Origin of the sequence: Sinorhizobium sp. RAC02, assembly GCF_001713395.1 — a bacterium.
GTDB lineage: Bacteria > Pseudomonadota > Alphaproteobacteria > Rhizobiales > Rhizobiaceae > Shinella.
In genome coordinates this window covers 2,515,712-2,535,434 of sequence record NZ_CP016450.1, presented here as the reverse complement: position 1 = coordinate 2,535,434, position 19,723 = coordinate 2,515,712, and the positions used below count along the sequence as shown (strand labels likewise).

Below are 19,723 nucleotides of genomic sequence, written 5' to 3'. Positions count from 1 at the left end.
CATTTCTCCTCTTTTAATCGGGGTTCTTGAAGGTTGACGGGTCGGGTTACTCGGCGGCCGGGCGGAACTGTTCGTGCTCGGTCGATTCATGCATGGCGGTGGTCGAGGACTGGCCGCCGGTGATGGCCATGGAGACGGCATCGAAATAGCCGGTGCCGACTTCGCGCTGGTGCTTGGTCGCGGTGTAGCCGTTGATCTCGGCGGCGAATTCCGCCTCCTGCAGCTCCGAATAGGCCGCCATCTGGCGATCTTTGTAGCCGCGGGCCAGTTCGAACATGCCGAAGTTCAGCTGGTGGAAGCCGGCGAGCGTGATGAACTGGAACTTGTAGCCCATCGCGCCCAGCTCGCGCTGGAACTTGGCGATCGTCGCGTCGTCCAGGTTCTTCTTCCAGTTGAACGAGGGCGAGCAATTGTAGGCAAGCAGCTTGCCGGGATGGACCTTGTGCACCGCTTCGGCGAACTTGCGGGCCTGTTCGAGGTCGGGCTTGCCGGTTTCCATCCAGATCAGGTCGCAATGCGGTGCATAGGCGATGGCGCGGGCAATGCACGGCTCGATGCCGTTCTTGACCTGATAAAAGCCTTCGACCGTGCGGCCCTTGTCCCTGTCGACGAAGGGCTGGTCACGCTCGTCGATGTCGGAGGTCAAGAGCTTGGCAGCCTCGGCGTCGGTGCGGGCGACGACCAGCGTCGAGGTGCCCATGACGTCGGCGGCAAGGCGCGCGGCATCGAGGTTGCGGATATGCGCCGCGGTCGGGATCAGAACCTTGCCGCCGAGATGGCCGCACTTCTTTTCCGATGCCAGCTGGTCTTCGAAGTGAACACCGGCAACGCCCGCCTCGATGAAGGCCTTCATGATCTCGAACGCGTTGAGCGGGCCACCGAAGCCGGCTTCCGCATCGGCAACGATCGGTGCGAACCAGGTGTCGACCGAAAGGCCATTGCCTTCCGCCGTCTCGATCTGGTCGGCGCGCTGGAGCGTGCGGTTGATACGCTTGGCAAGCTCCGGTGCGGCATTGGCCGGATAGAGCGACTGGTCGGGATACATGGCGGACGCCGTGTTGGCATCGGCGGCGACCTGCCAGCCGGAGAGGTAGATCGCCTTCAGGCCGGCGCGGACCATCTGCATGGCTTGGTTGCCGGAGAGCGCGCCAAGCGCGTTGACGAAGTCTTCCTCGTGAATGAGCTTCCACAGCCGGTTCGCGCCGTTTTCGGCCAGCGTGTGCCGGATCTGGACAGAGCCGCGCAGCTTTTCGACCGTCTCGGCCGTATAGGGGCGCTCGATGCCATCGAACCGGCCTTTTGGCGCGCTCGGAACGAGATTGTAAAAATCAGTCATAATGTCCTCCGGTACTGTGTCTCAGGATCGGGTGTCCGTTTCTTTCCGCCCGATTTCATGTGACAGTATTTACATCGCACCGCACAATTCGGCGATAGAAAACCGGAAAATCAAGGCGATAATCGAGTAACGATGTCTTGTCTTTGACAAGGAGGATCTGTAAAAAAGTAAATCTTGTAAATTCTCTCGGTGGTTCGCCGGTGTAAAGGATTTGACATATGGCGGAGAACAAGATTTTTGCCGGCCCGAAAGTCCGGCGCATCCGCAACACGCTCGGCCTGACCCAGACGGCCATGGCCGAGGGCTTGTCGATCTCGCCGTCCTATCTCAACCTCATCGAACGCAACCAGCGACCGCTGACGGTGCAGCTGCTGCTGCGGCTTGCCTCCGTCTACAGGGTGGACCTCGACGAGCTTCAAGGCGAAAGCGCCGGGAATGCCCGCCAGCTGCGCGAGGTCTTTGCCGATCCGCTGCTCGCCGGCGAGCTGCCGGGCGATCATGAGCTGGTGGAAATCGCCGACGCTGCGCCGAATGTTGCGAGCGGCATTTTAAAACTCTACCGCGCCTATCGCGAGCAGGCCGCGCGCCTCACCGATCTCGCCGACCTGCTTGCCCGCGAAGGCCATGCGACGACGCTGTCCGGCACTCTGCTGCCGATGGACGAGGTGCGTGACAAGCTGGAGGGGCGCCCCAACTATTTCGGCGCGATCGACGAGGCGGCCGAGCGGTTTCATGCTGCCCTTGCGCCGGGCGACGATCTGGCATCGGCGTTGAAGGGGTGGCTGCGCAAGGAGCACGGCGTCGTGGTGCGCCTGCTGCCGGTCCACACCATGCCGAACCTGCGCCGCCGCTTCGACCGGCACTCCATGCGCCTCTTCCTGTCGGAGCGCCTGTCGCCCTTCGACCAGATGCGCGAGATCGCCATGGAGACCGTGCAGCTCGCCCTGCAGGACGAGATTTTCGCCGAACTCAATCTTCTCGCCTTCTCGACAGCGGAGGCCAAGCGCATCGCCCGCTTCGAGCTGGCGCGCTACGCCGCGCATGCGCTGATGATGCCCTACGAGGCCTTTCATACGGCGGCGCAGCGTGCCCGTTATGATGTCGACGTGCTGCGGTCGCGTTTCGGCGTCTCCTATGAGCAGGCGGCGAACCGGTTCACCATGCTGCAAAGGCCCGGCAAGGCGGGTGTGCCCTTCTTCATGCTGGAGATCGACAATGCCGGCCATCGGTTTCGCCGCGCCGGCGCGCAAGGGTTTCCGCAGGCCCGCTTCGGCGGTGGCTGTCCGAAGCTCGGCGTGCATTCCGCCTTTTCCCAGCCGGGCCAGATCCTCGTCGATCGCGTCGAGATGCCGGACGGCGGCGCCTTCCTGACGGTGTCGCGGACGCTGGAAGGACCGCAGGGCGCCTTTGCTGAGCGGGTGCGCCGTACCGCACTTCTTCTCGGCTGCGACGCGGCCCATGCGGAGGAGACGGTCTATGCCGAAGCGGTGCGGCGGGACGGTGCCGTCGCGGTCGGTACGGCCTGTCGGCTATGCGAGCGTCAGGGCTGTCTCGCCCGTGCCGAACCGCCAGTCACACGGCCGGTGGGGCTTGATGAAATGGTCGCGGGCCTTAGCCTTTTCGACTTCCAGTAAATTTCTACTTGCTTTCCTTCGCCGATAGGGCTTCAAATATGATAGGAATGGGAACAATGTGATATCAAAATTCAGCCTTTGTTTGAGTAGAATGCAGCTTGTCGCCTCTCGAAAAACATCCATAATCGGTGACTGTTCTTCATACGAACTTATAGGCCCGCGAAAAAACTGGGAGATAAATCAATGATAAGGCGTACTCTTTTAGCGACTGCCGCCGTTGTCGCGCTGTTTGGTGCCGGCGGTGCGCTGGCGCAGGAAAAAGTCGTTAACGTCTACAACTGGTCGGATTATATCGACTCCTCGATTATTGACGATTTCACCAAGGAAACCGGCATCAAGGTCGTCTACGACGTCTATGATTCGAACGAGATTCTTGAAACGAAGCTTCTCGCCGGCGGCACAGGCTACGACGTCGTGGTGCCGACCAACACCTTCCTGCAGCGCCAGATTTCGGCCGGCGTCTACCAGAAGCTCGACAAGTCGAAGCTGCCGAACCTCAAGAACATGTGGGACATGGTTGCAACCCGCATGCAGCCGTTCGACCCCGGCAACGAATATTCGATCAACTACATGTGGGGCACGATCGGCATCGGCTACAACAAGGCCAAGATCAAGGAAGCCCTCGGCACGGACACGATCGACAGCTGGAACGTCATCTTCGATCCGGCAAACGCCGAAAAGCTCAAGGATTGCGGCATCAACCTGCTTGATTCGCCGACCGATATCATCCCGGTCACGCTCGCCTATCTGGGCCTGAACCCGGACAGCCATGACCCGGCCGATCTCGCCAAGGCCGAGGAAGCGCTCCAGAAGATCCGCCCCTTCGTGCGCAAGTTCCACTCCTCCGAGTTCATCAACGGCCTCGCGAACGGCGACATCTGCATCGCCGTCGGCTGGTCTGGTGATATCTTCCAGGGCCGCGACCGTGCCGAAGAAGCCAAGAACGGCGTCGAGGTCGGCTACGTGATTCCGAAGGAAGGCACGCAGATGTGGTTCGACCAGATGGCGATCCCTGCTGATGCACCGCATGTCGACGAGGCCCACGCCTTCCTCGACTACATCATGCGCCCGGAAGTCATCGCCAAGGCATCGACCTACATCCACTACGCCAACGGCAACAAGGCTGCTCAGGCCGTCATGCCGGAAGAGATCATCAAGGACACGACGATCTATCCGGATGAGGCGACGCTGGCGAAGCTCTTCACCAACACCACGCTGGATGCCAAAACGCAGCGCCTGTTCACACGGGCGTGGACCAAAATCGTGACCGGCCAATAACCGGTCTAGGATGAATTGCCCGGAAGATGCTTCCGGGCAATTTCATTTTGACTGCCAATAAAAGAGATGGGGACAGGCAATGAAATCTCTCGGCAATATCCGTCGTTCCTTCGCGCCGTGGACGGATCCGGACGCAAAACCATACATCACGTTCCGCAATGTCACGAAGAGGTTCGGCGATTTCACTGCCGTCGATGATCTCACCCTCAACATCTATCACCGCGAGTTCTTTGCGCTCCTCGGTGCCTCCGGCTGCGGCAAGTCCACGCTTCTGCGCATGCTCGCCGGCTTCGAGCGGCCGACGTCGGGCGAAATCATCCTCGACGGCCAGGACATTGCCGGCATTCCGCCCTACAAGCGGCCGGTCAACATGATGTTCCAATCCTACGCGCTCTTCCCGCACATGACGGTGGAAAGCAATATCGGCTTCGGCCTGCGCCAGGACGGCATGCCGAAGAACGAGATTGCCGAACGCGTCACGCAGATGCTGAAGCTCGTGAAACTCGAGCAGTTCGCCAAGCGCAAGCCGCATCAGCTTTCCGGCGGCCAGCGCCAGCGCGTGGCGCTCGCCCGCTCGCTTGCCAAGCGCCCCAAGGTGCTGCTGCTCGACGAGCCGCTTGGCGCGCTCGACAAGAAGCTGCGTGAGGAAACCCAGTTCGAGCTGATGGATTTGCAGCAGGAACTCGGCCTCACCTTCGTCGTCGTGACACACGACCAGGAGGAGGCGATGACCATGGCCGACCGTATCGCGGTGATGAGCCACGGCAAGGTCGTTCAGGTGGCGACGCCGGCGGAAATCTACGAGGCGCCGAATTCCCGCTTCGTCGCGGACTTCATCGGCGACGTCAACATCCTCGACGGCAAGGTCTCTGCCAACGGCAACGGCAAGGTCGAGCTTGCCGTCAACGAGGGCTTCACCATCCGCACCGCAACGGCGAACGGTCCGACGACGGGCAGTGCCGCAGGCTTTGCCATCCGGCCGGAAAAGATGAAGGTCACGCGGACAGCCCCGGCCGACGCTTCCGTGAATGCGGCCCAGGGCGAGATCTGGGACATCGGCTATCTCGGCGACATGACGGTCTTCTATGTCAAGCTCGGCAGCGGCAAGGTGGTGAAGGCCTCCATGCTGAATGCTCAGCGCGAGGTTGAGGATCCGATCGCCTATGACGAGAAGGTCTGGGTCTCCTTCGGCGAAACCGCCGGCGTCGTCTTGAAGGATTGACCGATGAACAAGCTCGGCTCCGCCATCTTCAGCCGCCTTGTCATTATCCTTCCCTATGCGTGGCTGCTGTTCTTCTTCCTCATTCCATTCTTCATCGTCTTCCGCATCTCGCTCTCGACCACCGCGATCGCCCAGCCACCGTATGAGCCGGTCTTCGCGCTGGCGGACGGTCTTTCCGGCTTCTTCGGCAAGATCGGGCAGTTCAGTTTCGCAAACTACGTCTGGCTGACCGAAGATGCGCTCTATATGAACGCCTATCTGTCGAGCCTGTGGATCGCGGGTGTCTCGACCCTCATCACGCTGCTCATCGGCTACCCCATCGCCTACGGCATGGCACAGGCGCCGCGCACCTTGCGCCCGACGCTGTTGATGCTCGTCATCCTGCCGTTCTGGACGAGCTTCCTGATCCGCGTCTATGCTTGGATTGCGATCCTGAAACCGGAAGGCCTGCTCAACCAGTTCCTGCTGAGCATCGGCGTCATCGACCAGCCGCTGATCATTCTCGGCACCAACTGGGCGATCTATATCGGTATCGTCTATTCCTACCTGCCCTTCATGGTGTTGCCGCTCTATTCCGCCCTGGAAAAGATGGACAACACGCTGATCGAGGCCGCGCAGGATCTCGGCTGCCCGCAGATCTCGGCGTTCTGGAAGATAACCTTCCCGCTCTCCATTCCCGGTGTCGTTGCGGGCTGCATGCTCGTCTTCATCCCGGCCGTCGGCGAGTTCGTCATCCCCGACCTGCTCGGCGGGTCACAGACGCTGATGATCGGCAAGACGCTGTGGAACGAATTCAACGCAAACCGTGACTGGCCGGTCTCGGCCGCCGTTGCCACCATCCTGCTCCTCATTCTGGTCGTGCCCATCGTGTTCTTCCAGAATGCGCAGGCCAAGGCCGAAGAGCAGGGGAGGTAGAACCATGAACAGCTGGTCCCGTTTCAACATCGTTTCCGTCGTTCTGGGCTTTGCCTTCCTCTACCTGCCGATCGTGCTGCTGGTCGTCTTCTCGTTCAACGAATCGAAGCTCGTGACGGTCTGGGGTGGTTTCTCGACAAAGTGGTATGTCGCGCTCTTCCATAACCAGGGCCTCATGGATGCGGCCTGGGTGACCATCCGCGTGGCGTTGCTCTCCGCCACCATCGCGACGGCCCTTGGCACCATGGCGGCGCTGGCGCTCACCCGCTACACGCGCTTTCGTGGTCGTCTGCTGTTCTCCGGCATGGTCTATGCGCCACTCGTCATGCCGGAAGTGATCACCGGCCTGTCGCTGCTGCTGCTCTTCGTCGCCATCGGCTTCGACCGCGGCTTCGTGACGGTGACGCTCGCGCATATCACCTTCTCGATGTGTTTCGTGACGGTCGTGGTGCAGTCGCGCCTGCTCTCCTTCGATCGCTCGGTCGAGGAGGCGGCGATGGATCTCGGTGCTACGCCGGTGAAGACCTTCCTCGAGGTGACGCTGCCGATTATCGCGCCGGCCGTGCTGTCGGGCTGGATGCTGGCGCTGACGCTGTCGCTCGACGACCTCGTCATCTCGAGCTTCACGTCCGGCCCCGGTGCCACGACGCTGCCCATGAAGATCTACAGCCAGGTGCGCCTCGGTGTGACGCCGGAGATCAACGCGGCCTGCACGCTGCTCATCGGCTTCGTCGCCATCGGCGTCATCATCGCTTCGATCATGACGAAGCGGCGCGAAGTGCAGCGCGTCAGGGACGAGCAGGCGGCCTTCGCCGGCCGCTGATATCTGTCAAAGAATTACTGGCGGGGCTGCTGCCCCGTCAGGATGGAAATCGGCGAGATCACCGGTTCCGGCCAGGAGCCGCCGACGAAGAAGCTGATCGTCGGATTGACGACGGCGGTCGCATCCGCCTGCGGCCGGTCGGCGAGCGAGCCGGCCAGCGCCACGCTGCCGCTGCGATAGGGGATCATGCCCGAGAGCGCCAGGATCTTCTCATTGCCCTCGATCTCCGCTTTCGTCAGTTCCGCAAGACCGCGATCGAGCTTGGCCTCGACATCAGCCCGCACAAAATCGAACGATCCGTCCGCCGCTTCGGAGAAGTTGAAGAAGGCATTTTGCCCCGCGCGTTCCTCGAAGGCCTGCCGGTTGAAATGGTTGAGCGTGCCAGCGCCCATGCGCAGGCGGAACTGGCCGGACACATCCGAGAGCGTCGTCGCCCAGAGCGGCCGTTCCGTCGAAAGCTCGAAATCCGCAGAACCACGCCCTGACGGCAACGGTCCCGGCAAGGCGAGCGTACTGACGATCGCGCCGATATCCACATCGCCGAGCGACATCTGCAAGCGGCCACCGCCACGGATGCCCTGTTCGGAAAGCGAGATCCGCCCTGTCGCACGCCCGCCCATCAATGTGCTGTCGCCGACATCGAAGGAGGCGCGGCCGTTTTCGATGCGCATGCCGGCCGCAAGGTCCTGCAGGGAGAAGGGCGCAAAATCCGCCGTCTTGGCCGATAGCCTGAGGTCCATGCCGAACTGGTGAACGAAGGCGGTGTCGATGCTTGCGGTATTCTGCTCGGCACCCGGTGCGAAGGCGGTCAGGACGGCGCGCAGGTCGATGTGATCGAAGGCGAGGGTGCCGCCCAGCTGCGGCACGCCATCGGGCGGCATGTTGATGTCGAGCACGCCGGTTGCCTGCGCGTTGGCAAGTGTCAGCTTGAGCTGTTCGAGCTTTGCCGAATACCCAGCCGTCGCCACTTTCGCCTCTACCGTCACCTGGCCCATGCTGCCGACCGAGGGGATCTCCTTGCCCTGCCAGGCCAGCAGGTGGCCGAGCGATGGCGTGGAGAGCAACAGGTTGCCGGAGACGAAGGCGTTCCTGGAAAGGTTGGCGAGGCCTTCGAAATTCACGGTGGTCGGATCGGCGGACAGATTGGTACGCACCGTGGCATTGCGCCCGGCAAGGAGCGCCAGCGGCTGGTCGCAATAGAAGGTCCAGCGCGTCATTTCGCCATTGATGATGCCGGACAGCGTGAGGTCGAGCGGCCGCCGGAGGGCTGCCCAGTCGATATCGCCATTGATGTCGGAAATCCGGAACGGCGCGCTGCCGTTTTCGTGCTGCACCTCGATCGTGCCGTCGGTCACGTTGATCGTGCCGATGCGTTCTGCGGGCAGTTCGGGTGTCGCCTGCCCCTCGGCCACCGCGGCGGTAGCATCGATCGCCTGCATCAGCCAGCCGCTGTGGCGCCAGTTGAACGTGCCGTCGGCTTTCCAGCCGACGTGGATCGTCGGGCGCACGAGATCGAAATCGCCGAAGACCGGCTTGCCGCGCACCGCGCCGAAGAGGTCGAAGCTTGCCGAAAGGCTCTCGATGGAGGCGAGCTCCCGGTTGCCGGCTTGCGCCTGCGGATCGATGACGCGCACGTTGCCGATCGTCACCTGCGGATAGGGCCAGAAGGAAAACTCCGCCTCGCGCCCGATCTCGACATCGGCACCCGTCCAGGCTTCCAGCGTCTCCCCGATTTCCCGGCGCACCGTATCCGTCTGGACGAGGAAGGGAAAACCGACGCGCACCGCCGCGACGAGGACGACGATCGCAAGGAAGCCCAGCACCAGATGCCGTGATTGGAAAAAACGGGAAAGGATCATTCGGATGCAGGTCCTTGGCCGGCAGCGTTCACATTTCGACAGGCGAACGGGGATAGGCGCTTGGGACCAAGAAATCAAATGGTGCCATGGCGGAATTGCGGTCGGCAACGGCGCGAACCGGCGTTCGCCGCTTTATACTGCGGCGCAACATGCTATACGAAGTGCGATGGAGTGGAGGACAGCATGACGTCAGAAAAGCCCCTGTGGGAACCTTCGGCCGAAATCCTGACAAAAAGCCCGATGGCCCAATTCATGAAGACCGCCGGCCAGGCCGCCGGACGCGACTTCAGAACCTTTGACGATCTTCACGCCTGGTCGGTGGAAGATCGCGCTGCCTTCTGGACTGCGGTCTGGGACGAGTGTGGCGTCATCGGCGCAAAGGGGAATGTGGCGCTCGAAAACGGCGACCGCATGCTGGAAGCGCGCTTCTTCCCCGACGGCCAGCTGAATTTTGCCGAGAACCTCCTGAAAGCGACCGGCCCTGGCGATGCGATCGTTTTCCGCGGCGAAGACAAGGTCTCCTATCGCTGGTCCTGGGACGAGCTCCGCGGCCGCGTCTCGAAGCTGCAGCAGGCCTTTGCAGCACTCGGCATAGGCGAGGGCGACCGCGTTGCCGCGATGATGCCGAACATGCCGGAGACCATCGCCTGCATGCTCGCCACCGCCTCGCTGGGGGCTATCTGGTCCTCCTGTTCGCCCGATTTCGGCGAGCAGGGCGTGCTTGACCGCTTCGGCCAGATCGAGCCCAAGCTCTTTATCACCTGCGATGCCTACTGGTATGCCGGCAAGCTCCAGGACGTGTCCGCCAAGGTGCAGGCGGTGGCCGGCAAGCTCGGTGTGCCGGTTCTTGTGGTGCATTATGCCGGCGATGCCGAAGCGCTTGCCGCGTCGCTTGCCGATGGCCGCTCGCTCGAAGCGCTGACGGCGCCGTACGAGGCGAAGCCACTGACCTTCGCGCAGCTCCCCTTCCGTCATCCGCTCTATATCCTGTTCTCCTCCGGCACGACCGGCGTGCCGAAATGCATCGTGCATTCGGCCGGCGGCACACTGCTGCAGCACCTGAAGGAACACCGCCTGCATTGCGGGCTCGTCGAGGGTGATCGGCTGTTCTATTTCACCACCTGCGGCTGGATGATGTGGAACTGGCTGGTCTCCGGTCTTGCGGTCGGCGCCACGCTCTGCCTGTTCGATGGGTCTCCGTTCCATCCCGACGGCAATGTGCTGTTCGACTACGCGCAGGCCGAAAAATTCGCGGTCTTCGGCACGTCGGCCAAATATATCGACGCCGTGCGCAAGGGCGGCTTCACGCCGCACACGACGCACGACCTCTCCAGCCTGCGCCTGCTTACCTCGACAGGCTCGCCGCTCTCGCCCGAGGGCTTCACCTTCGTCTATGAGGGCATCAAGCCGGACGTGCAGCTCGCTTCCATCTCCGGTGGCACGGACATCGTCTCCTGCTTCGTGCTTGGCATTCCGCTCCGGCCGGTCTGGCGTGGCGAAATCCAGGGGCCGGGCCTTGGCCTTGCGATGGACGTCTGGGATGAGGACGGCCACACCGTGCGTGGTGAAAAGGGGGAACTCGTCTGCACCAGGGCCTTCCCTTCCATGCCGGTCATGTTCTGGAACGACCCGGACGGCGAAAAATATCGCGCCGCCTATTTCGAGCGCTTCGACAATATCTGGTGCCATGGCGATTTTGCCGAATGGACGAGCCATGACGGCATCATCATTCACGGCCGCTCGGATGCAACCCTGAATCCCGGCGGCGTGCGCATCGGCACGGCGGAAATCTACAACCAGGTCGAACAGCTGGACGAGGTCCTTGAGGCCCTCTGCATCGGCCAGGATTGGGACGACGATGTGCGTGTCGTGCTCTTCGTGCGCCTTGCGCCCGGCACGGTGCTGGACGCGGCGCTGGAAAAGGCGATCAAGACCAAAATCCGCACCGGCGCCTCGCCGCGCCATGTGCCGGCCAAGATCATCCAGGTCGCGGATATACCCCGTACCAAATCCGGCAAGATCGTCGAGCTTGCGGTGCGTGAGGTCGTGCACGGCCGACCGGTAAAGAATAAGGAGGCGCTCGCCAATCCCGAGGCGCTGGACCTCTTCGCCGATCTGGAGGCGCTGAAATCGTGAACGCCACCGGCGTTAACGTCTCTCTAACCGACTGCATTAACCAAGCTCGCGAAGTTGTGAACAAAAGGTTTGTGCCGAAACCGGTCGGGTAAGGTTTTGTTAAGTCGGAACGGGGCAAAGTCGTATCAACTTGAGCACGCCCGATGGAGGGCTTCCGGTCGCACCCGACCCGATGGCATGAAGCCGTTCACCTTCGCTTTTGTTGGACAGCATTCACCTATCGGGGCGGCTTTTGCCGCCCTCTTTTTTTAATCGTTCTTCCGCTCGAGGGAGCGCGAGACGAGGAAGACGGGAATAAGCCCGACCGCCACGATGATGATGGCGGGCACACCCGCATCCTCCACCTTCGCCCGGGAAGCGTCCTCGTAGACGAGGGTGGCGAGCGTGTTGAAATTGAACGGCCGCAGCATGATCGTCGCCGACAGCTCCTTCATCGTCTCGATGAAGACGAGGAGAGCGGCCGTCAGCGTCGCCGGCCGCATCATCGGCAGCAGCACGCTCCAGAGCGTTTGTCCGCTGGTGCGCCCCAGGGTGCGGGCAGCCATGTCGAGATGCGGCGAGAGCTTGTGGAAGCCCGCATCGATCGTGCCCTCCGCCATCGTCAGGAAACGGACCGTGCAGGCATAGATGATGGCGAAGCCGGTGCCGGAAAGCAGCAGGCCAGTCGAGATGCCGACATGTGCGCGCAAAAAGCCATCGAACGCATTGTCGAACGTGGCGAGGGGAATGAGCACCCCCATGGCCAGCACCGTGCCCGGAACGCCGTAGCCGAAGGATGCGAAGCGCCCGGCGGCAGCGATCAGCCGGGAGCGCGTCGAGCGGGCAGCATAGGCAAGCAGGAAGGCGAGCAGCACCGCGGCAAGGGCCGTCGAGCCCGAGACGAGCAGGCTTTGCCAGAGCGCGGAAAGCAGCCGCGTCGAGGCGAACTGATCCAGCCGGCGCACGGCATAGCCGCCGAGCACGAAAACGGGAACGGCAAAGCCGATGACGGGCGGCAGCAGGCAGGCGACACTTGCGGCCCATTTCTTCCAGCCGCCAAGCTTGAGGCGTATGGAATCGTGCACCGCCGCTGTCGTCTTCTGGCTGGTGAAACGCTGCCGGTGGCGCGCGGCGCGCTCGATCACCATCAGGCAGATGACGAAAAGCAGCATGACGCAGGCGATCTGTGCTGCACCGGCCAGGCTGCCGCGGTTGAGCCAGGTATCGAAAATCGAGAAGGTCAGCGTCTGCACGCCGAGATATTCGACCGCGCCGATATCGTTCAGCGTTTCCATGGCGACGAGCGTCAATCCCACCATGATCGCCGGCCGCGCCATGGGGATCTGGATTCTTGCGAAGACCTTCAGCGGTCCGGCACCCAGCGTGCGCGCCACATCCGCCGCCGCCCGGCCCTGCATCAGGAACATCGAGCGGGCGGCGAGGTAGATATAGGGATAGAGCACGCTGGACAGGACCAGCATGGCGCCGCCGGTGGTGCGCACCTCCGGAAACCAGTAGTCACGGCTCGTCTGGAAACCGAAAAGCGCGCGGTAGGCCGTCTGCACCGGCCCGGTGAAGGAAAAGAATTCCGCAAAGGCATAGGCGCCGAGATAGGCGGGAATGGCGAGCGGCAGCACGAGCAGGCCGGAGAGCAGTCGGCGGCCGGGAAAGTCGCAGCTCGCCACCAGCCAGGCCGTCACGACGCCGACGATCGCCGTGATCGTGCCGACGCCGGCCAGCAGAATGAGTGTGCGCAGCGTGGCGCGCGGTATGACGTTGCTGAGGAGATGCGGCCAGGTATCGGTGCCGCCCGTTGCCGCGATCACGACGATGGCGATGGCCGGCATCAGCACGATGACAGCCGCCAGCACGGCGGCGGCAGACAGCAGCGGGTGGCGGGCTGCACCAAAACGGCGCTGGACGCGCACCGGTGCGCTTTCGGACGAGACCTGCAAGGCATTACCTCGGCGATGCGGCAACCCCGCGCAAGGTCAGGGCACCGTAGGGCGTTTCAGCCGGTCTAGAACAATCGGCTCAGTCTGCCAACACACGGGGCGAAGGAAAGATCACTTCCACAAGCGTGCCCTCGTTCGGCGTGGAGCTGATTGAGAAATTCGCCCGATTGGCATCGACCATCGCCTTGGTGAGCGGCAGGCCAAGGCCGGTTCCGTCGCCGCGCTTGCGCGACCCTGTCGTCACCTGCCGGAAAGGCTTCATCGCCTGCTCCAACTCGCTGCGCGTCATGCCGACGCCGGTATCGCGGATGCGCAGCACGACGCTGCCGTTCGCCTCGTAGGCGGTGGAAACCACGATCTGTCCGCCGGCCGGCGTGAAGCGAATGGCATTGGACAGGATGTTGAGGGCGATCTGCTTGATCGAGCGCAGGTCGGCCACGATCTGCGGCACGTTGTTCGACAGCGAGGTGCGGATGATGACGCGCTGCCCGTTTGCCTGTGGCTGGACCAGCGAGACGGCTTCCGCGATCGTCTCGTTGAGGCCGACGGCGGTGAACTCCAGATCCATCTCGCCCGCCTCGATCTTGGAAATGTCGAGCAGGTCATTGACGATATCGAGAACATGGCGGCCGGAACGGCCGATATCATTGGCATATTCGATGTAGCGCGGATGGCCGATCGGCCCGAAGCGCTCCGTCGCCATCATGTCGGAAAAACCGATGATGGCATTGAGCGGCGTGCGGATTTCGTGGCTGACGCGCGCAAGAAAGTCGCTCTTATGGGCGTTTGCCGTCTCGGCCGCCCGCTTGGCGTTGCGCAGTTCCTCTTCGGTGCGCTTCCACTGGGTGATGTCTCGGATGACCGCGCAATAGCCGGAGGACGAGGAGAGGCTGCCCATGGTCATGAACAGCGGGATGAAGCCGCCGCCGGCCTCACGGCCGATGACCTCGCGCCCATCATTCAGCACGCTTGCAACGCCATGGCCGGCGAGGCCAGCGAGATAATCGAGCACCGCCTTCTGGCTTTCATGGGCGAACAGCATGGCAAACGGCCGGCCGCGCGTCTCATCTTCGTCATAGTTGAAGAGGGCGCTCGCCGAGCGATTCATCGAACGAATGTCGCCGTCATGGCCGACGACCACGACGCCGTCCGTCGCGGTTTCGAGGATGGAACGCAGCTCACTGACCTCGACGCGAAGGGCGGAGGCTGCCGCCTGATCGGCCGAGCGCTCGTCGCTTTGAGCCGGCACCGGTGCCGTCTCGACCAGCGAAAGGGCAGGTTTTTCCTGCGCCGGTGTCAGCGCCAGCATCAGCGCCGTGCCATCTTCCCAGCGGATCGACTGGAGGCGGGCGCGCACTGCGCTCGTGCTTTCGCCGTCGGCATGGCGCAACGCCATCATGCCATCGCCGTCTTCCGCGTCCGGGCCGGCCAGGAGGATATCGAGGCCACCTGAGGCTTCGAGGTCTTCGAGGTTGCTGTAGCCGGTCAGGCGGAAGAATTCCGGATTGGCATGGATAAGCCGTTCGCCGACATGCACGAGCAGCGCAACCGGCAACGCGTCGACCACTGCGGCGGTGAGGCCGTAGTCCATCTGCCGGCGCGATGGGGCAAATCCGGTGCGCTCGACGGCATGGTCGTTCGGCAGGAGGTCGTCGGCATGCGGGCCGACTTCGAGGCCCGGCATTTCCGTCTCGGAAACGCCAGTCACGGGTGCCGCGATCGGCTCTTCCGCGTTTCGGGCTTGCTCTTCGGTGACGCTGGTTCTGGTTGCAGCGTCTGTCTGTTCGTCTGCACGTGTCTCCGGCACATCGCCGGACGGGAGGTCTTCCGCCTTGCGTTTGCCAAAGGTCTCGCCGAGTTGGCGGGCGATTTCACGGAATGCCGCTTGTTCTCCGGTCGACAGGCCATCGAAAAGACCGCCGCGATTGCGCCGGGTTTCGAGCTGCACGACCTTGTCCGACTGGCGGCGGGTCGGGGTTTCGACAAGGCGCAGCGCCGGGCGTTCGCCGCGGAAGGCGTCCTGTTCGTCGCTCGCCGAAGTTGTCGTATCGTCCGCCTCTACGGCCGGAGCGGTGTCTTCCGTCTCCGTGGCCCCTTCCGACGGGCGTGCTTCGTCGGCTTCGACAACCGGTTCACCCGGCAGTGCGGAAACATCGTCTGCGGTGATTACCGCATCTTCATCCAGTTCGTCCGCAGCGCTTTCCAGCAGAGTACCGGTTTCCTCGGCGAGGGTTTCTTCGACCTCTGCCTCGGCTGCGGCGACGGACTGGTCCAGCGTCAGCCCCCGCGCGTGAGTATCCTCAACCGCGTCGGCGATGCGCACGATGCCGAAGCCGCGGAAACCGTCGAATTCCCGGTTGCGCGAATAGGTCGGCAGGGCGGCGAGATCCACCGGCACGACAAGGCTGGTGCCTTCGACAGGCCAGCGGATCGTCTTGCCCGACCAGGTGTCGCGGCGGCGCAGGAGGTCGCCGATCTTGCCTTCCGGATCGAGATCGAAGCGGGCGGCGACATCGGTGAAGCGTTCACCGGAAATCGTTGCGGCCTTTGGGCCGACGGCGGCGGCGAATTCTTCCGAAATCTCGCTGAACCGGCCCTCGGCATCGATCTTCCAGACAAAACGGATGGGCCGGCCTTGCGGATTGAAGGTAAAACCGGATTTTGCCTCGACAGCCTCGACAGCCTCGACAGCCTCGACAGCCTCGACAGCCTCGACAGCCTCGACAGCCTCGACAGCCTCGACAGCCTCGACAGCCTCGACAGCCTCGCTGGCGTCAGTGGCAGCTTCTTCCACTGCGGCGGCGTTCGCATCTTCCACAGATTCTGCGATGGGGTCTTCCTGCGCCGCTTGTGACGTCTCGGCGGTCGGCCGTTCGCTTTTCGGCTGCATGTCCAGGACCGGCTCCGCGACCTCCTCCGGCAGAGGTTCCGTATCTTCGGCTGCGGTCTCCTCGGCAACGGATTCGTCTGCCGCAGGTTCTTCGGCCGAATCCATTACTGGCTCGTCGGAAACAGGGTCGACCGGATCAGCCCGTTCTTCTTCAACCAGCGGCTCGCTCTCCGGGGAGGGGACGATGGCATCGATCGGCTCGGCCTCTGCCGCAATCTCGATGGCGGCGGTAGGCTGTGCCTCGTCCTCATCCGGATCGAGGTGGCCGAGAATGGTTTCGACGGCAAAGAGCAAGTGAAGTGCTGGTTCGCTGGAAATGCGGCCGATGGCGGCAGGCAGGTGGCCGCGGCCGGTGGCGATGGGGCGCTTGACCAGATGCTCGGCGCTGCGTCCGGCGGCATCGACGAGGGCGCGGCGCGTCTCCGGGCTGACGGCAATCCGGTCAAAGCCCTCCGATGCCGCGATGACAGTGCCCTCGCCGTCGAGCACAGCCATATGCGTGTCCGGGTCGTCGAAGCCGGTAAGCATGGCGGCCGCGGCGTCCTCTTGGCTCTGGCGGCCGAGGGCGACGGGTGCGCTGAACAGGATCGCCTCTTCGCCGGGGCGGATGGTGACACCCTCGACGACCGCATTTACCGGTACGCTGCGAAAGCCGCTGCCGATGCGCATGACGAAGCCGCGTCGCTCGCCCGGTGCCTGCACCTGCCGGGCCGTCGCCGCGAGCTGGCGGTAGGCGACATCCGCGCGGTCCGGGCCGATATCGAGAAAATCGTAGATATTGTCCTGCCCGAACAGGGTCGCACCCCGGCCGTTCGACCAGAGCACCCGGGCCATATCCCTGGAAAACAGCACGACGGCCTCGCCGCGGGAAAACGGCAGGCGCACCCGCTCGTGGACGGCGACGTCGATGAAGGGATACTGCTTTGCGGACATATTCAGGCCTGTATCTGACTCCGGCGTCCCGGTTTTCGATTAACGCTTTATTAATAGCCGTGCATAGGCGGAGGGTCCAGCGGCGAGGCCGGGGAGCCCCGGGCTTTCAGGCGAAAGGGTTAACGGTGCCACGATTTATTGTGCAGCGCACAATTTTGTTGCAATGCGAAATGAGATCGGCTATATAAAGCTCATCCAAAAACATGGCGCCTCTAGAGAGGGCCAAACCAAGGAGCGCAGACAATGGCTACCAAGAAGATCGACGACGTATTCTCCATCGCTTCCATCGACCCGAGCAAGCTTTCCGAAAGCTTCCGCGATTTCGCCGAAAAGGGGGCCGCGCAGTCCAAGGAAGCCTATGCCAAGATGAAGGAAGCCGCCGAAGACGCGACCAAGACCGTCGAAGCGACGCTTGAGAGCGCGCAGGCCGGCTCCGTCGAACTCGGCCTCAAGGCCATCGACGCGCTTCGCACCAATGCTGAAAATTCGCTTTCGCACCTGGAAGCCCTGCTCGGCGTAAAGTCGGTTTCCGAACTTTTCGAACTGCAGACCGCCTTCCTGCGCAAGCAGGCCGAAGTTGCCGTCGAGCAGGCCAAGACCCTGCAGGAAACCTCCAAGAAGGTTGCCGAAAAGGTTTCGGCTCCGGGCAAGTCGGCTGCTGAAAAGGCCATGAAGTCCTTCAAGGCCGTCTGAAGCGCCACATAGCGCGGGTTTACGCGCCATGTTACAATGGCCGGGCAATCGTCCGGCCATTTTCGTTTACGGGCTCTTGCAAAAAACGCTTGAAAAATAGTGCGGCTGCCCGTATGTGACGCACCAAGCGCGCCAGACGCGCCCGTGTGCGGTTGTAGCTCAGTTGGTTAGAGCGCAGGTTTGTGGCACCTGAGGTCGGTGGTTCGACCCCACTCAACCGTACCATTCCTCTCTCCTGATAAGTCTAAATGCTACAGAGACTTATCGGGAGAGAGGAGTACTCTCCTCCCGTCGCCTGCATCGATAAGACCTGAGCCGACTCACGTCGCGGTTGCGATATCGCGGACGGCCTGTCGTATCTCCCCAAGTCTCATCACGCTTCCGCTTCAGGCGTGTGCCCGCACCGCTGGACGCGCCTCCCTTGACAATGCAAAGAATTAGGTAGATCTGTCTACATAGTGAATTGAGGTGCGTGATGGGTGAACGAGTGCCGGCGCGGGAACGATTGCTGAAATCGGCTGCGGAACTGTTTTATCGCGATGGGGTCGGGGCGACGGGGATCGACACGATCACGGCCCATGCGGGCGTCGCGAAAATGAGCCTCTACAACAACTTCGCCTCCAAGTCGGATCTGGTGAAGGCCTATCTCGATGCGCGCCTTGAGGAGTGGCACGTGCTCTACCGCGAGCGCCTCGCGAACGCCGAAACGCCGCGGGATCGGCTTCTGGCCGTCTTCGATTCTTATGTCGACCATGCGGAGCTCGCCTATGGCTGGGGTTTTCGCGGCTGCGGGCTTCTCAACGCGGCGGCCGAGCTTCCCGTCGGGGATGCCGGCCGTGCGACGGTTGCGGTGCAGAAGGATGAGGTCGAGCAACTCTTCAGGCAATATCTGAGCGAAATGAATCCGGGCGGTGGGGCTGCGATCGACGAGACGGCGGAGCATCTTTCCTTCGTACTCGAAGGGGCGATGGCGCGTGCAGGTCTCGATGGCCATGATGGACGGCTGAAGGCGGCGCGCAAGCTCGCGATCGCGATCGTGGACCGGCTATGACAACCACCGATCTTGCGGTGCTGCCCGCTCGCCGGCCCAGTCGACTTTGGGCGCTTGTCATCCTCGTGCTTCTCGAAGCGGCGCTGGTGGTGACCTGGAGCGCCGGATTCATCGGCGTCCGATTTGCGAATGATCACGCGCCGATCTTTCTCATCCTTCTCTGGCGCAGCCTCATCTCGGGACTGGTTCTGTTGCCCTTTGCGCTCATGATGGGGCCGAAGATCCGGCGATCGGATATCGCCTTGCAGATGCTGCTCGGCGCGCTCGCCATGGCCGGTTACCTCTCGGGTTTTGCGCTGGCGATCTCCTACGGCGTGCCGACCGGTCTCGTGGCGTTGATCACGGACATGCTGCCGCTCGCCGTCGCGTTCCTGTCCTGGCCCATTCTGGGGCAGGCCTTGACTGCGCGGCAGTGGGTCGGCTCCTTCATCGGCCTTGCCGGCGTGCTCATCGCCTCCGGCTGGTCGGTGCAACTGGGCGACGTGCCGCTGTGGGCCTATGGTCTTCCCGTGCTCGGGACGCTCGCGCTTGCGCTGGCGACGCTGCTGCAAAAGCGCAGTAGGGTCAATGCGATGCCGGTCTATCAGAGCCTGTGCATCCAGTGCCTCTCGGCTGCTGCGATCTTTTCCGTGCTGGCCTGGCACGAAGGCACCGTGCTGCCCGTGCTCGACGCCGGCTTCATCGGCGGTATTCTCTGGCTGGTCTTCATCGCAACCTTCGCGGCCTGGAGCCTCTATTACCTCGCACTCAGAAAATCCTCGCCCGCACGGGTGACCGCGATCCTGTATCTCAGCCCGCCAGTGACGATGATCTGGGCCTGGCTGATGTTCGGCGAGCCGCTATCCTGGGCGATGGCGGTGGGGCTGGTCGTTTCGCTTTTCGGCATTCTCATCGTCGCGAAGGCGCAGGCGCCGGTTCATCCCTAAAGCGTTGTAAACCCTTCCTTTACCACGCCAGCGGTGGCAGTCCCGATTTGGCACTGCATTAGCAATCCGTTGACCAATGAATCCCTAGGGTCT

The 19,723-nt window shown here is 62.7% G+C and carries 13 protein-coding genes and 1 tRNA gene; 10 read left to right on the top strand and 4 right to left on the bottom strand.

Annotated features, from left to right (window positions below):
* Positions 1–46: 46 nt before the first annotated feature.
* Complete coding sequence (gene aceA / locus BSY16_RS12205) at positions 47–1,336, bottom strand: isocitrate lyase (protein WP_069059910.1); 1,290 nt, start codon at positions 1,334–1,336, stop codon at positions 47–49.
* Positions 1,337–1,554: 218 nt separating this feature from the next.
* Here aceA and BSY16_RS12200 point away from each other — a divergent pair, with 218 nt between their 5' ends.
* The 5 genes from BSY16_RS12200 (at position 1,555) to BSY16_RS12180 (ending at position 7,208) form a co-directional block, all read left to right on the top strand.
* Positions 1,555–2,970: a helix-turn-helix domain-containing protein gene (locus BSY16_RS12200; RefSeq protein ID WP_069059909.1), complete on the top strand. Its 1,416-nt coding sequence runs from the start codon at positions 1,555–1,557 to the stop codon at positions 2,968–2,970.
* 168 nt (positions 2,971–3,138) lie between these two features.
* Positions 3,139–4,248: a polyamine ABC transporter substrate-binding protein gene (locus tag BSY16_RS12195; RefSeq protein WP_171902449.1), complete on the top strand. Its 1,110-nt coding sequence runs from the start codon at positions 3,139–3,141 to the stop codon at positions 4,246–4,248.
* Between the two features lie 79 nt (positions 4,249–4,327).
* Complete coding sequence (locus BSY16_RS12190) at positions 4,328–5,470, top strand: ABC transporter ATP-binding protein (RefSeq protein ID WP_069059907.1); 1,143 nt, start codon at positions 4,328–4,330, stop codon at positions 5,468–5,470.
* Between the two features lie 3 nt (positions 5,471–5,473).
* Positions 5,474–6,385 carry an ABC transporter permease subunit gene (locus BSY16_RS12185; protein WP_069059906.1) on the top strand — a complete coding sequence of 304 codons (912 nt, stop codon included), beginning with the start codon at positions 5,474–5,476 and terminating at the stop codon, positions 6,383–6,385.
* Positions 6,386–6,389: 4 nt separating this feature from the next.
* On the top strand, positions 6,390–7,208 hold the full coding sequence (locus tag BSY16_RS12180) for an ABC transporter permease (protein ID WP_069059905.1): 819 nt from the start codon (positions 6,390–6,392) through the stop codon (positions 7,206–7,208).
* 14 nt (positions 7,209–7,222) lie between these two features.
* On the opposite strand, the gene BSY16_RS12175 is transcribed toward BSY16_RS12180, so the two are convergent.
* Entirely contained in the window at positions 7,223–9,067 is a 1,845-nt protein-coding gene (locus BSY16_RS12175) for an AsmA family protein (RefSeq protein WP_069059904.1), read from the bottom strand.
* Positions 9,068–9,250: 183 nt separating this feature from the next.
* Here BSY16_RS12175 and BSY16_RS12170 point away from each other — a divergent pair, with 183 nt between their 5' ends.
* Positions 9,251–11,203 carry an acetoacetate--CoA ligase gene (locus tag BSY16_RS12170; protein ID WP_069059903.1) on the top strand — a complete coding sequence of 651 codons (1,953 nt, stop codon included), beginning with the start codon at positions 9,251–9,253 and terminating at the stop codon, positions 11,201–11,203.
* A 248-nt stretch (positions 11,204–11,451) separates the two neighbouring features.
* On the opposite strand, the gene BSY16_RS12165 is transcribed toward BSY16_RS12170, so the two are convergent.
* Together BSY16_RS12165 and BSY16_RS12160 are read right to left on the bottom strand one after the other, a co-directional pair.
* Entirely contained in the window at positions 11,452–13,029 is a 1,578-nt protein-coding gene (locus BSY16_RS12165) for an ABC transporter permease (RefSeq protein ID WP_083242996.1), read from the bottom strand.
* Between the two features lie 187 nt (positions 13,030–13,216).
* Entirely contained in the window at positions 13,217–16,960 is a 3,744-nt protein-coding gene (locus BSY16_RS12160) for an ATP-binding protein (protein WP_069059901.1), read from the bottom strand.
* A gap of 243 nt (positions 16,961–17,203) precedes the next feature.
* On the opposite strand from BSY16_RS12160, the gene BSY16_RS12155 reads away from it, so the two are divergent.
* From BSY16_RS12155 to BSY16_RS12140, 4 genes are all read left to right on the top strand, one after another.
* Positions 17,204–17,653 (top strand): phasin, encoded by a 450-nt coding sequence (locus BSY16_RS12155; protein WP_069059900.1) that lies wholly within the window; start codon positions 17,204–17,206, stop codon positions 17,651–17,653.
* A 148-nt stretch (positions 17,654–17,801) separates the two neighbouring features.
* Positions 17,802–17,878, top strand: a tRNA-His gene (locus tag BSY16_RS12150).
* A gap of 250 nt (positions 17,879–18,128) precedes the next feature.
* On the top strand, positions 18,129–18,704 hold the full coding sequence (locus tag BSY16_RS12145; protein WP_069059899.1) for a TetR/AcrR family transcriptional regulator: 576 nt from the start codon (positions 18,129–18,131) through the stop codon (positions 18,702–18,704).
* Positions 18,701–19,630 (top strand): DMT family transporter, encoded by a 930-nt coding sequence (locus tag BSY16_RS12140; RefSeq protein WP_069059898.1) that lies wholly within the window; start codon positions 18,701–18,703, stop codon positions 19,628–19,630. The genes BSY16_RS12145 and BSY16_RS12140 overlap by 4 nt, the downstream gene beginning before the upstream one ends.
* Positions 19,631–19,723 lie beyond the last annotated feature (93 nt).

Coding starts and splice junctions, on each gene's coding strand:
- BSY16_RS12180 (WP_069059905.1), top strand. CDS start 6,390: ATGAACAGCTGGTCCCGTTTCAACATCGTTTCCGTCGTTCTGGGCTTT.
- BSY16_RS12145 (WP_069059899.1), top strand. CDS start 18,129: ATGGGTGAACGAGTGCCGGCGCGGGAACGATTGCTGAAATCGGCTGCG.
- BSY16_RS12175 (WP_069059904.1), bottom strand. CDS start 9,067: ATGATCCTTTCCCGTTTTTTCCAATCACGGCATCTGGTGCTGGGCTTC.
- BSY16_RS12185 (WP_069059906.1), top strand. CDS start 5,474: ATGAACAAGCTCGGCTCCGCCATCTTCAGCCGCCTTGTCATTATCCTT.
- BSY16_RS12160 (WP_069059901.1), bottom strand. CDS start 16,960: ATGTCCGCAAAGCAGTATCCCTTCATCGACGTCGCCGTCCACGAGCGG.
- BSY16_RS12170 (WP_069059903.1), top strand. CDS start 9,251: ATGACGTCAGAAAAGCCCCTGTGGGAACCTTCGGCCGAAATCCTGACA.
- BSY16_RS12200 (WP_069059909.1), top strand. CDS start 1,555: ATGGCGGAGAACAAGATTTTTGCCGGCCCGAAAGTCCGGCGCATCCGC.
- BSY16_RS12155 (WP_069059900.1), top strand. CDS start 17,204: ATGGCTACCAAGAAGATCGACGACGTATTCTCCATCGCTTCCATCGAC.
- BSY16_RS12140 (WP_069059898.1), top strand. CDS start 18,701: ATGACAACCACCGATCTTGCGGTGCTGCCCGCTCGCCGGCCCAGTCGA.
- BSY16_RS12190 (WP_069059907.1), top strand. CDS start 4,328: ATGAAATCTCTCGGCAATATCCGTCGTTCCTTCGCGCCGTGGACGGAT.
- BSY16_RS12165 (WP_083242996.1), bottom strand. CDS start 13,029: ATGCCGGCCATCGCCATCGTCGTGATCGCGGCAACGGGCGGCACCGAT.
- aceA (WP_069059910.1), bottom strand. CDS start 1,336: ATGACTGATTTTTACAATCTCGTTCCGAGCGCGCCAAAAGGCCGGTTC.